The sequence below is a fragment of the Bacillus sp. KNSH39 genome (genome assembly GCF_052656585.1).
In genome coordinates this window covers 444,452-459,654 of sequence record NZ_JBQXYO010000001.1, presented here as the reverse complement: position 1 = coordinate 459,654, position 15,203 = coordinate 444,452, and the positions used below count along the sequence as shown (strand labels likewise).

Below are 15,203 nucleotides of genomic sequence, written 5' to 3'. Positions count from 1 at the left end.
AAAATCAAAACTAATATCATTTATTATATTGTATAATTTTGTTATTAGATACCAATTATTGATTTAGAAAGCTGGTGATTTAGTGAATAATCGATTTAGTATTGCTTTATTTCTCACTATTATTACGACAAATATTATTCTCTATTTCTTCTTACCATCAAATATTGTTACGAAATGGGACTTCAATGGAACGCCTACATCAACAATGGATAAAAGCACTTTTGTAATCGTAAATATAATTATATGTTCCTTCTTATTCTTTGTATTTTTGGCTTTATCTAAAGTAGCGAATAACCAGAAATTTCTCCATTGGATCGGCAACACAATGTTACTATTCTTATTTTTTGTCGATATTGTCATCGCCCTCATTGCTCTTGGCTTTTCACTTCCTCTTGATCATTTCATATTTTTAGCATTAGGGCTTTTATTTATATTAATAGGTTATTTCAGTTCCAAAATTGATACGACTAAATCAACCGTTTCATTAGAATGGAATGATAAGCACCTTGAAAAAAGAGCTTCAAATATTAGTAGTATTTCAATGATGATAGCAGGTATTTTTTTAGCGATACTTCCTTTTATCGTTCCTGCTCCCTATAGAGGTTATGCTATACTAGCAATTCTTTTAGGAATGACGCTTATCATTCTGCCGAGTACGATTTATTTACTTATTAAAGACAGCAAGCAATCTACTCCTTTAAAAAAATAGGAGGTTATACCCCTCCTATTTCAGCTTAATGTTTTATTTTTCACTTTTTCTATCTCAACTAAAATCCCTTTCCCTATCCAACCCTCTACGCCATCTTTTTTAATTAAATCATATCCTGAACAGCTATCATCAATGAGAGAAACGATATCTCCCTTCCTAACGCTTATTTGCGCACAAGAAATATCGGTTTTCACTGTATATTCACCTGACTCAAGTTGTTTCATATATTCATTTTTTACAGTGAGTAAATTATTCGTTTCCTTTTGTTTACATACGGTGTAATCTTGCATCTTCTCGATAGGCTCTATGTAATAATACGGATATGTCACTCCGCCCTGCATTTCTGAATTCGCATTAAAATCCGCTATTACTTCGTACTCTGGAAAATAGTCTACATATGTATAAGAAAACGTATCGCCGGTTTGTTTCCTCTGAATAATAAATACGTTTAATTGCCCTGCTTCTTTAATTGCATTTCCTCCATCAATTGCAATAATTTTTTTCTCCTTATCAATAACTGGATTGTTAGACGGTGCTTCTTCAGAATAGTTCACGACAGGCCAATGACCAACTATTACATACTTATTTGCTTTATGTGATTTATTAAAAAACTGTGGCATTGCTATCGCATTTTTGCGCTCTGTTTCTTTCCAATCTACTCTATCTTCTAGACCGGCATGCACAAAAATATAATCTTCTGTTTCAATCGCTGTTGGCAACTCTGTTAGCCAATATAGTTCTTGTGAAAATTCACTTAACAATGCTTCTTTCACTTCACGAATTGAAGTGCCCTCATGAACTGAAAAACCTAATCGCTCTAGCCATTCATTAAAAATCGAGTGCTTTCTCATACATAAATAATTAATAAGATCAGGATTTTCATTTAGAAGAGCATCAACTAAAACTTCACAATTCCCTTCAACAACGTGAACCTTTGAATTGTTCTTTACAAGATTCATAACGTAGTTTACTACGCCTACGCTATCTCGTCCTTTCTCGCAAAGATCTCCATTAATAATTAAATAATCTTCATCTTTAAAGTTAACTTTATGTAGTGCTTCTTTTAAAAGATTTAATTCTCCATGAATATCAGATATGACGATAACTCTAGCATCATTAGGGATTGATAGTTTCTTTATTTTTTTCAAGTATAAGCGCTCCAATCATTCTCTTTATTAAATTAAAACAATTCGACAAAATACACTATATAACCTTTTCAAATACATATACCATAACTTACAACCTATTTACGGTTTAATAATAACTTAAAAAATAAGAAGAAGCTGTTCCCAACTTTTGCGGGACAACTTCTTCTTATTTTTTATAATTCTTTATGAAAAGAATAACTCACCTTATCATACCCTTCTCTTTCATAAAAACGATGAGCATCAATTCTTGAAAATGCTGACGTGAGGACGATAGACTCACATTCGTTTTCCTTTCCCCAGTTCTCTATATACGAAAGTAATACTTTCCCATGTCTTTTTGAACGATGTGCTTCTGCTGTTACAAGGTCATATACGAAAACGTGTTTCTTATTATAAAAGTTCGTACAAATTGCTACACCTGCAAGGCTAACAACTTCATCATCCTCATTACGCAGCGAAAATAGTTTATAATTTTCTTCTTTCATATTTCGAAATAAAGAGCTTGTTTCCTCTTTTGAAAGTTTCGTTCTTAATTGCTGTAAAACAGGTAATACGTCATGTAATTGCTCTTCTGTTACTACTTCTTTAACATTCATTTTTAACTCTCCCTTAACTATTTAAATAATTTTCTAAATGTTATATCATTATTATAGAAAGCAACTGCCCTTTACTTAAGTGGCAGTTTAAGTGTTTTTTATAAGGCCAGTTTTAAAGGAGAGTTTTATATGGATTTTACTATCCCATTGCAATTACAAAGTAACACACCTATTTACTTGCAAATTTACGAATATATAAAAGCTGAAATTATACAAGGGACTATTTCTGTTGGCACACGTCTACCCTCACACAGAAATTTAGCATCACAACTTAATATTAGCCGCATTACTGTTGAATCAGCTTATCAACAGTTATTAGCTGAAGGTTATGCAGAAAGTAAACCGAAACGTGGTATTTTTGTAGCAAATTTCGATATTGACATTATCCCAAATAAAAAACGAAATGCAGCAAAGAAGACGAACAATTTGATAGAAGAAAAATTTGAATATGATTGTAGCCAAGGGCTTATTGATCAAAATGCATTTCCGATTACAAATTGGAAACGAGCATTACAAGAATCCATACTTACATACGAAAATGCACTATTTGCCAAAGAAGATCCTCAAGGTGAATTCGCTCTTCGAGAGCATATATCAATATATTTATATCATTCTCGCGGTGTACATTCTTCACCTGATCAAATTGTGATCGGCGCCGGAACACAGCCACTTCTCTGGCTACTGCTTCAACTGCTTGGCCCTACAAAAGAATACGGCATTGAAAACCCTGGATTTCACCGTATACACGCAATTATTAAAAGCTGTGATAGACAAATTCATCCCATACCATTGGATGAAAAAGGGATTGATATTTCTAGTTTATACAATACAAATTCCAATGTCGCATACGTTACACCATCACACCAATTTCCACTCGGGATTATTATGCCTTTATCTAGAAGATTAGAATTGTTAAAGTGGGCTAATGATTGCAATGGATACATTATTGAAGATGACTATGACGGAGAGTTTCGCTACGCTGGTAAGCCGATTCCTTCTTTACAAAGTCTTGATTCAAATGAACGCGTTATTTATATGGGAACTTTCTCAAAATCTTTTTTACCTTCTTTACGAATGGGATATGTTGTTTTACCACCACACCTTTTAAAGATATACCAAGAACTGCATGGAATTTTCAAACAAACAGTCGCTACAATACAACAACTTGCTTTTGCTAACTTTATACAAAACGGGAATTGGGAACGTCACCTTAATCGGAGTCGTACACTATATAAAAGAAAACATCATACGTTAGTAAAATCCATTACGAAAGAAATGGGGGCTAATGTTCAAATTCTTGGCGAACAGTCCGGACTTCATATTGTTTTATGTGTAAATAACAGTATGAATGAAAATGAACTGATTGAATCCGCTAAAAAACAAAGCGTTAAATTATACCCACTTTCTCCATATGATTTCGTGAATGATTTACGTAAGGAATCATACGTATTACTCGGCTTTGGTAGTATTCCGGAAAATAAAATTGAAACGTTGGCTATATTATTGAAAGACGCTTGGTTTCCTAGTTGCAAGGAAACTTGTTAACAGTGGGTTTAACTTGTAACATGTTAACAATTCAACAAAATAAAAAAGAAGGCTGTTCCAAAATAACTTTTTGGACAGCCTTCTTCTAGTTATTCACCTGACCTAGCTTTCCTTCCCGGACGTTTCACACCAGTCGTTTCTGTTGAATAGGAAGCTTCAATTATAGCGGTTGGATCTACAGAGAGAACGAGATCTTTCATTTTCGGATAAATGAATCGGTTTGTAATGCAATAAATGATTCTCTTATGCTCCCCTAAAAAACCACCTTCTCCATGTAGATACGTAACAGATAGTTGCAATTCTTTCATAAGTAAATCGCCTATTTCTTTATTCTTACCAGAAATAATCATAACGCTCTTACCTTGATTAATACCATCTAGTATAAAATCAATCATCTTCGTAACAATATAGAAAATTGCTAACGAGAACATCGCTTGTTCGATTGAAAATAAAATGGCAACAAAGATGAAAATAACTGCATTTACTGCAAGTAAAAATGTACTAATCGGTACATTAAAGTGTTTATTCATCCAAACTGCTAACATTTCCGAACCGTCAATTGCTCCACCCATTTTAACAACAATCCCAACACCAATTCCAAACAGTACTCCACCATAAAGTACAATTAATAACTCAGAAGTCGTAATTGCTGGAAATGGTTTTAAATAAATTAATCCGAGTGTTGTAACTACATTCGCATAAGATGTACGGATAAAAAACTTCTTTCCCATTACTTTTGCAGTAAATAATAAAATTGGGATATTAATTCCTAAGAACACACCATAAAGCGGCAATCCTGCGACTTTATTTGCCATAATAGCAATAGCCGTTACCCCGCCATCTACTAATCCATTAGGTGCTAAAATAAGCTCTAATGAACCTGCTACTATAATTGAGCCAATTGTTAATAATACGTATTCAAATACTTTCTTCATTCATTACCCCCAAAACTTATATATTTTCTTAGTATTATTTTAACGTAATTTTACTACTAATTCAAAGGTATCGATTTATATACAGAAAAGTTTCACCTTTATCGCTATTTTTATGTAACACATGTAACGCGTAATACTAGAAACACACTTACAAATTAAAAGTAAGTGTGTTTTTAACATCTATTTAATCTTTACGTACGGCTTCATTTTTAATTTGAATATTTCCTCAACTGCCCTTTGATATCCACCAGCATTTCTAAGCGACTCTCCCACTTTACGACTATTTTCCTTAAACGTCACATCATCCATTACTTTCTTTACAGTCTCACGTAACAATTCAGAGGTTAACTCGTTACGATTAAGTGTTATGCCTGCCCCTACTTCAGTCAATCGTTTTGCAACGAATGGCTGATCTCCTGTTACCGGAATTACAACTAATGGAACACCGTAATATAACGCTTCACTCGAACTATTCATACCACCATGTGTCACGAATACATCAGCATGCTGTAAAACTTCTAATTGCGGGACATAATTATACAACTTAAAGTTTTTCGGGATATTTTCAAATTGACTTATATTTATCTTCTTACCAACGACTAATACGACTGTCGCATCAACATCTTTAAACGCTTCAAAACATTTTTCATACAAAGCAGGTTGTTCATTAAAAACTGTTCCCATAGAAATGAAAATCACTTTTTCATTTTTTAAATCTTCGGTAGGAAAACTCCCCACTTCTTTTCGAGTAGCAATTGATGGACCTACAAATTTATACGATTCATCAAATACCTCTGAACGTGGCTGATATTCTTTTGAAGTATATACAATCGTAATATCACCAGGATGGTTCATAATATCATACATACTATTACATTTCATTCCATACTGCTTATTCCATCTTTCCATTCCCGCTAAACAAGATTGATATAATGGATCCATTTCATCTACTTGTCTCGATTCTTGCTCATCATGAAAATTAATGTACTGATTAACAGCAAACGTTGTACAGGATGAAACGCTTGGTAATTGTAAAATATTCGCTATAATACGTCCTACTGGAAAATGATTATCATATATTAAATAATCATATTTTTCTTCTTTTGTTTCTTCTACAATTTGAGTAACAATACGCTCTGATGCTTCAATCATATGAGATAGCATCGTCAAAGGGCTCCCACCTTCATTTACTCGTTCCATAATATTAATTTGAGAGAGAAAATTCTCAAACACTCGGAATTCCGCACCTGTTGCTTCAACCTTCTTTCTATAATCTTCAATACAATAAGAAACAACTGTTTCCCCTCGCTGAATTAACTCACTTACAACAGCTAAAGTCGGATTAATATGACCTTCCCCAGGAAAATTTATTACGAGTACATTTGCCATAACATTCTCTCCTATTCAATTAATATAATAAAATTAACAATTAATTATATTAATTAATTTAAGTCTATTATAAATGAATGCATTCTACTTCTTCATGCTTTTCTCTTCATTTTATTATTGAGAAATATTTTCTATAGTCTACATTATTGTGATTCACAATCTTATAAATGAATGCTTAATTTTACTTTTACTCTTCATAGATTTAAAGATACGAGTCTTACATTCAAGTATTACCACCATTATTTTTAGACAATTCATACAAAAATAGAGAAATATAATATTTTTAATGAGTTTTCACTATAAATGTAAGTATGCTGTCTATCTTTTTATCTTTATCCTCATAACACATCATCTGTTATATAATGAATTTATGGAATTTACAGAAAAAGGAGTCTTTTCATGTTACAACAACTATTCAATTCACCTATTCTATCCGTTCAAGCCTTGCACCCAGGTTATGAAGATCATGCAAGTGATGTTTTTCTCGTTCAAACAGAAGATACAGAAGTTATCGTTCGTGCTTCTAAAATGAATGAAGAACCAAATAATGATTTTTGGTGGGGATGTAAAAATCTATTTGGAATTGATCCAAGGAACGTCCATCATTTAGAAACTGTACATACATTGCTGCAAGAACATACGAATCTTCCTATCCCAACAATATTAGAAAAACATGTTTTAAATAGCCGTGAATTTGTGGTGGTCGAAAAGTTAGTAGGTAACACAGTTCAATCTTTTATCGAGCAACCAGATTCTATTTTATTCAGCCTAGGAAAAGGACTTGCAGAAATACATAAATTTAAAGCCGATTTCATAGGAAATCCGTCAGGCACGTTCCAAGTTCCACTAGATGAATTCCAATCACATATTTTAAACGTGAGTAAAGAGCTTGTGAATATGTTTTATTCCGATGATGAAAGCATAAAAAATGCATTCCCTACCTTTGAATCACAACTTTCTTCCCTGTCCGTACCAAAGGAATCTACACTCGTCTTAATTGATATGGATCCTACTCAATTTTTATCTGATGGTACAACTATTACGGGTTTAGTAGATACTGAAGCTTACGCTGTTGCTCCGCGAGAACTTGATTTTATCGGACTAGAATATGTACTTACCGAAAAAGAAGCACATGCCTTTAAAAGTGGTTACGAAACAATTATGTCTATTCCTCACTTAGAAGAATATAGACAGCCTTATCGTTATTTATACCGACTGTTATCTGTGCAAGGTAATGTGGAATTAAAAAAATGGTTAAGTCACCCATCCTATTTTTAAATACGAATGAGAGGGAGTATACAATGGATATTCAGAAAAAGCGTTCTGTAACAGAAAGTGAAATACAGCAAATGAAGGATTTGGCTTATATTTGTGGGCAACAAGACAATCTTGATTACTCTTCAGATTTACATATCAACTTTTTAAAAAATCGAAATGAAGATTATATAAACGATTTTCTTCTTTATAACGGTACTCAATTAATTGGCGCTTTAAATATGTATGATTTCGAAAGACCAACAAAGCTTGAACTAATAGGCTTTGTACATCCTCATTTTAGAAAACAACGTTTCGGAACTATCCTTTTACAAACTGCAATGAAAGAAATACAAAATAGAGAGACAGATGAAGCTCTTCTTATTATTAATGGGGATTCTATTTCTGGGAATGAATTTGTAAAACATATGAAGTTACCATATTTATATAGTGAATATAGTATGGAGTGCAAAACAAACGAAATTCAAAAAACAACAGATAATAATATACAGCTTACTCTTGCAACTTCAGAATCACTTCTTGATCTTATTAAAATTTCTAGTAAAGCTTTTGGTGATTCAGTAGAAAATACGACTGCATGGTTACAAAAAATGATGAATTCATCTTCCCATCAAGTTTACAGTGCCCTTATTGCTGAAAAAGTGATAGGAACAATTACAGTTTCTAAACAAGAGCAATCTACTACACTATCAGGATTCGCCGTTCATCCTTCTTATCAAGGTAAAGGATACGGAAAAGATATTCTTTGTAATATAGTACATACCCTTATTACAGAAGGAGTTTCAACAATTGAATTAGACGTCGAAACAAAAAATATCCACGCTTTAAAACTATATACACAATGTGGTTTTGAAATTAAAACGAGGCATGACTATTATAATTTAATGAATTTTTAGGTGAATACATATGTTAAAAAAACAATTTATTCTAATTATGATATTTTAGCAAACATCTATAATAAACATTGGAGACATTTTGTTTAATACTCCTACCCAGCCTCGTTTTACAAGATGCTCTTCCCTACTCTCGTATATTAGATCTTTGTTGCGGGACTGGTCATCTCTGCCGGTGATAGTTTAATTTAGATGAACTAAAAAGCGTGTTTCACAAAGTTTACTCCGTATTACATAACGAGGGTATATTCGCATTTGATATGAATAAAAAAACTGAATCGAAATGATTCAGTTTTTTCTTAATATATTTACAACTGCAGTTGTTTCGTCATTTTCTTTATAGACACGCGGAATTCTTCTATCTAGCATACATGTAACTTCATAGTTTATTGTACCTAACATATCCGCTATTTCTTCTACTGCGATATTTTCTTCACCTTGTTTACCGTAGAATACTACTTCGTCTCCTACTTGTACTGGCATCGCTTTTGAAACATCCAACATTAACTGGTCCATACAAACACGGCCAATAACAGGTACTCGAACCCCGTTAATTAACGCATAGCCTTTATTAGATAATTGACGATTATAACCATCAGCATAACCAATTGGTACAGTCGCAATCCATTCTTCACCAGTTGTTACATACGTATTCCCATAACTTACACCACGATTCTTCTTCGCATGTTTAATATGAGCTACTTTTGATTTTAACGACAACGCAGGCTGTAAAGAAACGACTGAATGATCCACTTCTTTTGACGGATACATACCGTACACTCCTATTCCAACGCGTACCATATTTTGAAATGTGTTACTTAATTCCATTGATCCCGCACTATTTGAACTATGAATATATGGTATTTGAATTCCTAATTCTTTCGCTGTATTAACAGCTTTTTCAAATAAACTTGTTTGCATATTCGTATATGATTTATCGATTTCATCTGCCGTAGAGTAATGCGTAAATATCCCTACTACCTCTACATACTCCATACGGTTTAATTCTTCTAAAAATGGTTTAACTTCTTCTTCTTGTAAACCGATACGACTCATTCCTGTATCAATTTTCACTTGAATTTGTACTTTCTTTTGAAGACGGTTTGCAATTTCATTTATACCATGTAAATCTTCTACTCTATAAACAGTCATCATAACGTCATATTGAATTACATCTTCTACAGCCGCTACTGGTGTGTATCCTAAAATTAAAATCGGCACAGTAATTCCTGCTTCTCTTAATTCTATTGCTTCATCTACAAATGCAACTGCAAGTTGATGTATTCCTGCTTCAATTGCAGCTTTGGCAACTTCAACTGCCCCATGGCCATACCCATTCGCTTTTACAGCAGCCATCATCTTAATTTCTTCATCATTTACATGTTTTTTAAATTCTTTTACATTATGTTTTACAGCATTTAAGTTAATTTCTACAATTGTATCTCTTCCATATTTCAAACTCATTGGTCTAACTCCTAACTCAATAATTGCATTCCATTCTATTTCACGTTTCATATGACCTTTTACAATATAATACTTTTCATTATGCTAGTCAAACTACTAGAATTTTCGGAATTTTGAGTATGATATAATATCCTCAAGAAACTATTATATACGGAGACGAGGAGAATTACAATGTTTGTTCAATCTGCATTGCATCAACTAAAAGTTGCTATTGATACTTCTATTGATATGCTTAACCAATATAGTGAAAACGATTTAAAAATACAACCGATTCACTCAAAACGATCATTATTTGAAATGTGTGCACATCTTTCTCTTATTTGTCATGCTGATTTACTCATTTTAAATGGTATTCCAGAAAAAGAATTACATACCTTTTATATAGAACGTACCCCCGTAACAGTTGCTCACATGCAACAAACGATGATTGAAGGTTACAACCTTCTCTCTAAAACATTTCTTTCCTACTCCCAAATAGAATTAGCAGAAGTTATGACTGCCTATTGGGGTATTTCTTATTCGCGCTTTGAATGGTTACTTGAAATCGTTGCACACTTTTATCATCATCGTGGACAAATTCATATTTTATTATGCGAGCATATGAACGATCCTCGCATTCCTTTATTTGAGTGATTTTCCACTCATTCATTAATTATAAATAGAGAAGCTACAAAACCAATAAAAAGTATCATTCCTAATTTCCCCTCCTAATTGACCTACAAGAGAAACTAAAGACGGAACGGATATAACAATACCTATTACAAAACAGACACTCATCATTACAAGTAGAGATAGATACGAAACAAAGCCTATTGAACTTAGACTAAAAATAGCAATCAACAATCCTCCTTAAAGAACTTTCCTTACTTCAAACCTCTTTGTTAAACGACCTGCAAGTGGTGAGAGCAACATACCAAACAGCCCTGCTAAGCGAAAATAAAGGATTTGTTCTGCAGTTAAATTGTAAGTAGGAGAGCTCAAATAATTCCCTAAAACAGTATACATATTAACAAAAGCCATTAATAAAACAGGATTTTTCACACTGACTAACTATTAGTTTTAAATAATGCGCAACTTCTTTAAGGCATAAGAAATTCCGCCTTCACTCGCCTTCGTTGTAACGAAATCAGCCCTTCTCTTCAACTCCTCTCCACCATTTCCCATCGCAACTCCTAATCCTACATACTGCAACATCTCAATATCATTTCCACCATCGCCAAAAGCAATGGCTTCTAATTTACTAATGTTTAAATGTTCCAATACTTTTTGAATTGCAGTTAGCTTCGATACTTTACTATCTTCCAATACATTTATAACGTAACCATGAAAACGCTCAAACGTAAGTGCTGGATATCTTTCAATGAATTTTTGAGCTTCTGTATCATCAGCATACAGACATATGCAATACATCTCATCTGATAAGTTTCTAACTTTGTCAGGATACTGCTCTAAATTTAAGGTTTCATTTAACGCTCGCATGACACGTTCATCTTTGGAAGCAATATTATTCATTGCAAATTCTTCTGTAAAGTAAGAAACACTGTGACCATGTAATTCAGCAAAATTTGAAATATCATGAACGATTTCGCTTGAAAGTACTGATTTATGTATAACTTCTTTCCCACATTTTATATGTGCACCATTTGCTGAAATAAACGTATTTATACCTAGTTCCTTAAATTGTGAGCATAAACTATATGGTCTTCCAGTTGTAACAACTACGTGAATTCCTTTATCTATTAATCTTTGTACCGCTTCTTTTGTACTTTCGTGCATGCTTCTATCAATCTCACTTAATAACGTACCGTCAACATCGAAAAATACAACTTTGTACATAAGTCTTTACATCCCGTCCAAATGATTCGTATCATTAATGAAATGCACCGTTTTTTGTTCACCCTCAATTTCAATTAAACTTATTCCCGTATCTCCCATTTTGAAATAGTAGTCCATTGAAATTGGCATTTTGAAAAATGCACGTAATAGACTATTAATTACGCCCCCATGGGCAACAATTGCAATTCGGTCATATGTATTCTCTGTCAAGATTTTAGAAAAGATTCCTTCTATTCTCATTCGAAACTCAATAAACGATTCCCCGTTTTCAAAACGATCATGAAGAAACTTTGGCTCTGGATATTTCTTTGCTTCTTCAAATGATAAGCCTGCTTGCACTCCATTATTAAACTCCATTAATTCCTCTTCTAATTGAATTGGACAACCAATTGCTTCTGCTAATGTTTCACCCGTTTCACGAGCGCGTTTTAATGTGCTTGCCCAAATGAAATCTGGTGCAAAATCTTTTTTCACTTTCTGTACAAGTCTTTGTACTTGTTGTCTCCCTTTGTCAGTTAACTCAAAATCAGCTCGACCTTCATGCACATGTAAAATATCAGCTTCTGATTCTCCGTGGCGTATTAGTAGTATTTGCATGTTTCTCTCTCCCTTTATTTAACATTCATAAAATTCCATTATATCACATTTTAAGATTCCAAAATAAAAAAGGAACGGTCTCCCGTCCCTCATCCATTCGCTTTTTCCGCATCATTCCAATAATATTTACTAAACGCTTCTGTTAACACATCAATTGTGTTGTATAATTCATCTAACGTATTATCAACACCACCAACTTCAATTAACATCGCATTTTTCGATAAATCTTGGTTATAAACGCCATTTCCATCTTTTTTATACTTTGGAAAAATCCCTCTACTTAATCCGTAATAGTTTTCATCTAAATAACTATTGATCGCTCTTGCAATTTTTTCATTTTCAGCACGGCCTTCATTTTCCATCCCAATTATAAAATATAATCTTGCATACGATTTTCCGTTAATTACTTTTGTTGTTACTTTCTTACGCTGATCGTCACGGTGTATATCAATCGGAAACGCAATTTTATTATTTTGTGCTAATGCTTCTTTTACATATTCATGAGACGCTTTATATGACTGATACCATACCCACTTTTTACTCGCTAATAAATCACCCATATTCGTTTTATCATGAACTACCGGAATTCCTTGTCCTTCAAGTTGCTCTTTCATACGTTTCCCTAGTAAAGACACATTTACATCTGGGCTAGATGGATCAGTTGCCCCTGGTAATAATGGAAAGAAGGATTCCCAGCTATGTGTATGATAAATATATACTGCACTTTCACCTTTTTTCGCTCCGTTCTTTTTCTGAACCGGATTATTCTTTTCCGCTTCTGTAACTTTATCTTTTGCTATTTCCCGTTCTTTCGTTACTTCTTCAATCGGTACACTAGATTCATTTGGGATATTTGTCAAGTTTGTCCCTTCCCCAGCTACGATAATATTAGAATAATACTTTGACATACCAGGTACTTCTTTACCGACGAATGTTCTTAAATCTTTAATTTTCAAATCTGTCGCGATAGAGAACATTAAATTCCCAACTGACTCTCTTTTATTCTTCTTAAAATAATCAAATCCGTAATAGCGATTCTCACTTTCTATCATTTGAACAAAACCTTGCATCGATACTTTTCCAAACCATTGATTTGCATAATTCGATTTCATTGTATGTAAAAATGACGTCAAAATCGACGCTATCATAATTACTATTAGCGCATATAAAAGGAGTAACGAAATCAGCTTCTTCCCATGTATTCGAGTTGCATACTTTTTCACTGCATCACCTTCTTTATACATGGATATGTACAAGCTTTTCAGAATATACGCACAAAAAAAGAGAAATGGTATACCATTTCTCTTCCTCACTTTTATTGTTCTTTTCCTGTATCATTTGAAGGTAGTTTCTTCGCTTGTTTTTCTTTAAATATTTCTCCAATTGCCCCAAGAGTACCAAGTGTTTCAATTGCATTAGACGGAATAAAGACTTTATTTGCTGGTCCTTTTGCAACTTCAGCTAATGACTCAAATGATTTGTAAGCAAGTATACGCTCATCCAAATTCGCTTCACGAAGCAATTCAATACGATTTTGTTCTGCTTTTGCAATTTCTTCAATTGCTCGTGCTTCCCCTTGTGCTTCTAATTCTTTTGCTTCTTTTATACCTTCAGCTTCGCGAATACGCGCTTCTTTATCCCCTTCAGCCATCAAGATTTTACTTTGCTTTTCCCCTTCAGCGCGAAGGACTTTATCTTGTTTTGCTGCTTCAGCTTCTAAAATAATCGCACGTTTATTACGCTCAGCCTTCATTTGTTTTTCCATTGATGCTTGCACATCTTTTGGCGGGTTAATATCAACAACTTCGACACGTTCAATACGTACGCCCCATTTTTCTGTTGCTTCATCAAGCGCTAAGCGGATTTCTGTTGAAATCTTTTCACGACCAGATAACGTTTCATCCAGTTCCATTTTACCGATGATTTGACGCATCGTTGCTGACGTAATATTACGAACACCATATTCATAGTTTGAAATACCATATGTCGCAAGTTCTGGTTCAACAATTTGATAGAAAATAATTGTATCAATTTCTACTTGAACATTATCTTTCGTAATTACCTTTTGCGGTGGTACATTCGTTTGTTGAATGCGTAAGTCATGATATACACGAACACGATCTACAATTGGTATTAAAATATTTAACCCTGGGTGCATTATACGTTGAAACTTACCAAATCTTTCAACAACCCCAACTTTTTGCTGAGGAATAATTTTAATTGTTAATGCGATAAATGTAACTACAATTAGTGCGAATATAATCGTTAACGTTAATGCTACCATATTTATTCACTCTCCTTTTTCACTTGTAATATAGTACTATGCCTCTTTATAACAACGACTTTTTCTCCAGCATCAATTGAAGAATCTGCAATAGCTGTCCAAGTATCTCCATCCACCTTCACAATACCATTCGCTTCATTTGTAATCGCTTGCATAACAATCCCTCTTTTACCAACAAGCATATCTACTGTATCAGTAAAACCTTTTGCTTCTTGAAAGTTTTTTGAAATTCTTTTCGTAAAGAATGTCAAAGTTAAACTTACAATTGCACCAACAGTAACTTGTAACAGTAGTGCATCAGGAGCAAACAAAGCAATAAGACCTCCGACAACAGCTCCAATTCCAAGCCAAAGCATGTAAAATGTAATCGACAACATTTCCGCGATAAATAAAATACCAGCTATTATAAACCAAATTACCCAAGCAGCCATATGCAACCCTCACTTTCTTTCTCATTTTCTATATGTATATGAAGAAAAGAATGGTTTATCCGCCCTTTCTTACACTTGGGCGTTTGCTACAAGCTATTGTA

15 protein-coding genes and 2 pseudogenes are annotated in these 15,203 nt (G+C 33.5%); 6 read left to right on the top strand and 11 right to left on the bottom strand.

What is annotated here, in order from left to right:
- Positions 1–82 precede the first annotated feature (82 nt).
- Positions 83–709 carry a DUF1648 domain-containing protein gene (locus tag ACUL40_RS02340; protein ID WP_001065171.1) on the top strand — a complete coding sequence of 209 codons (627 nt, stop codon included), beginning with the start codon at positions 83–85 and terminating at the stop codon, positions 707–709.
- Between the two features lie 20 nt (positions 710–729).
- On the opposite strand, the gene ACUL40_RS02335 is transcribed toward ACUL40_RS02340, so the two are convergent.
- Together ACUL40_RS02335 and ACUL40_RS02330 are read right to left on the bottom strand one after the other, a co-directional pair.
- Positions 730–1,857 (bottom strand): metallophosphoesterase, encoded by a 1,128-nt coding sequence (locus tag ACUL40_RS02335; RefSeq protein ID WP_000721379.1) that lies wholly within the window; start codon positions 1,855–1,857, stop codon positions 730–732.
- A gap of 173 nt (positions 1,858–2,030) precedes the next feature.
- Positions 2,031–2,453, bottom strand: coding sequence for a GNAT family N-acetyltransferase (locus tag ACUL40_RS02330; protein ID WP_001101108.1), 423 nt, complete (start codon positions 2,451–2,453; stop codon positions 2,031–2,033).
- A gap of 129 nt (positions 2,454–2,582) precedes the next feature.
- Between ACUL40_RS02330 and pdxR the strand changes: the two genes are divergently transcribed.
- The gene (pdxR, locus tag ACUL40_RS02325; RefSeq protein WP_000348026.1) at positions 2,583–3,998 is read left to right on the top strand and encodes a MocR-like pyridoxine biosynthesis transcription factor PdxR; all 1,416 of its coding nucleotides are present in this window, start codon (positions 2,583–2,585) and stop codon (positions 3,996–3,998) included.
- A gap of 89 nt (positions 3,999–4,087) precedes the next feature.
- On the opposite strand, the gene ACUL40_RS02320 is transcribed toward pdxR, so the two are convergent.
- Both ACUL40_RS02320 and ACUL40_RS02315 read right to left on the bottom strand, forming a co-directional pair.
- Positions 4,088–4,933, bottom strand: a complete 846-nt coding sequence (locus ACUL40_RS02320) for a YitT family protein (RefSeq protein ID WP_000755126.1) — start codon at positions 4,931–4,933, stop codon at positions 4,088–4,090.
- Between the two features lie 180 nt (positions 4,934–5,113).
- Positions 5,114–6,322: a macrolide family glycosyltransferase gene (locus tag ACUL40_RS02315; protein WP_000024494.1), complete on the bottom strand. Its 1,209-nt coding sequence runs from the start codon at positions 6,320–6,322 to the stop codon at positions 5,114–5,116.
- 399 nt (positions 6,323–6,721) lie between these two features.
- Between ACUL40_RS02315 and ACUL40_RS02310 the strand changes: the two genes are divergently transcribed.
- From ACUL40_RS02310 to ACUL40_RS02300, 3 genes and pseudogenes are all read left to right on the top strand, one after another.
- On the top strand, positions 6,722–7,600 hold the full coding sequence (locus ACUL40_RS02310; RefSeq protein ID WP_033695494.1) for a nitrate reductase: 879 nt from the start codon (positions 6,722–6,724) through the stop codon (positions 7,598–7,600).
- A gap of 23 nt (positions 7,601–7,623) precedes the next feature.
- Positions 7,624–8,493, top strand: coding sequence for a GNAT family N-acetyltransferase (locus tag ACUL40_RS02305; protein WP_000354420.1), 870 nt, complete (start codon positions 7,624–7,626; stop codon positions 8,491–8,493).
- Positions 8,494–8,756 (top strand): annotated as a pseudogene (locus tag ACUL40_RS02300) (class I SAM-dependent methyltransferase); the annotation flags it as partial.
- A gap of 22 nt (positions 8,757–8,778) precedes the next feature.
- On the opposite strand, the gene alr reads toward ACUL40_RS02300, so the two are convergent.
- Positions 8,779–9,954: an alanine racemase gene (gene alr, locus ACUL40_RS02295; protein WP_065382148.1), complete on the bottom strand. Its 1,176-nt coding sequence runs from the start codon at positions 9,952–9,954 to the stop codon at positions 8,779–8,781.
- 171 nt (positions 9,955–10,125) lie between these two features.
- Between alr and ACUL40_RS02290 the strand changes: the two genes are divergently transcribed.
- A complete protein-coding gene (locus ACUL40_RS02290; protein WP_000497991.1) occupies positions 10,126–10,587 on the top strand; it encodes a DinB family protein in 462 nt (153 codons plus the stop codon).
- Between the two features lie 60 nt (positions 10,588–10,647).
- Here the strand turns inward: ACUL40_RS02290 and ACUL40_RS02285 are convergent.
- From ACUL40_RS02285 to ACUL40_RS02260, 6 genes and pseudogenes are all read right to left on the bottom strand, one after another.
- A pseudogene (locus tag ACUL40_RS02285) lies at positions 10,648–10,983 on the bottom strand (multidrug transporter); the annotation flags it as partial.
- Positions 10,984–11,013: 30 nt separating this feature from the next.
- A complete protein-coding gene (locus tag ACUL40_RS02280; RefSeq protein ID WP_000278973.1) occupies positions 11,014–11,790 on the bottom strand; it encodes a Cof-type HAD-IIB family hydrolase in 777 nt (258 codons plus the stop codon).
- 6 nt (positions 11,791–11,796) lie between these two features.
- A complete protein-coding gene (locus ACUL40_RS02275; RefSeq protein WP_001166435.1) occupies positions 11,797–12,387 on the bottom strand; it encodes a histidine phosphatase family protein in 591 nt (196 codons plus the stop codon).
- Positions 12,388–12,476: 89 nt separating this feature from the next.
- A complete protein-coding gene (gene spoIIP / locus ACUL40_RS02270) occupies positions 12,477–13,682 on the bottom strand; it encodes a stage II sporulation protein P (RefSeq protein WP_309144609.1) in 1,206 nt (401 codons plus the stop codon).
- A 20-nt stretch (positions 13,683–13,702) separates the two neighbouring features.
- On the bottom strand, positions 13,703–14,671 hold the full coding sequence (locus ACUL40_RS02265; protein WP_000226252.1) for an SPFH domain-containing protein: 969 nt from the start codon (positions 14,669–14,671) through the stop codon (positions 13,703–13,705).
- Positions 14,672–14,673: 2 nt separating this feature from the next.
- Positions 14,674–15,102 (bottom strand): NfeD family protein, encoded by a 429-nt coding sequence (locus ACUL40_RS02260; protein ID WP_445422895.1) that lies wholly within the window; start codon positions 15,100–15,102, stop codon positions 14,674–14,676.
- Positions 15,103–15,203 lie beyond the last annotated feature (101 nt).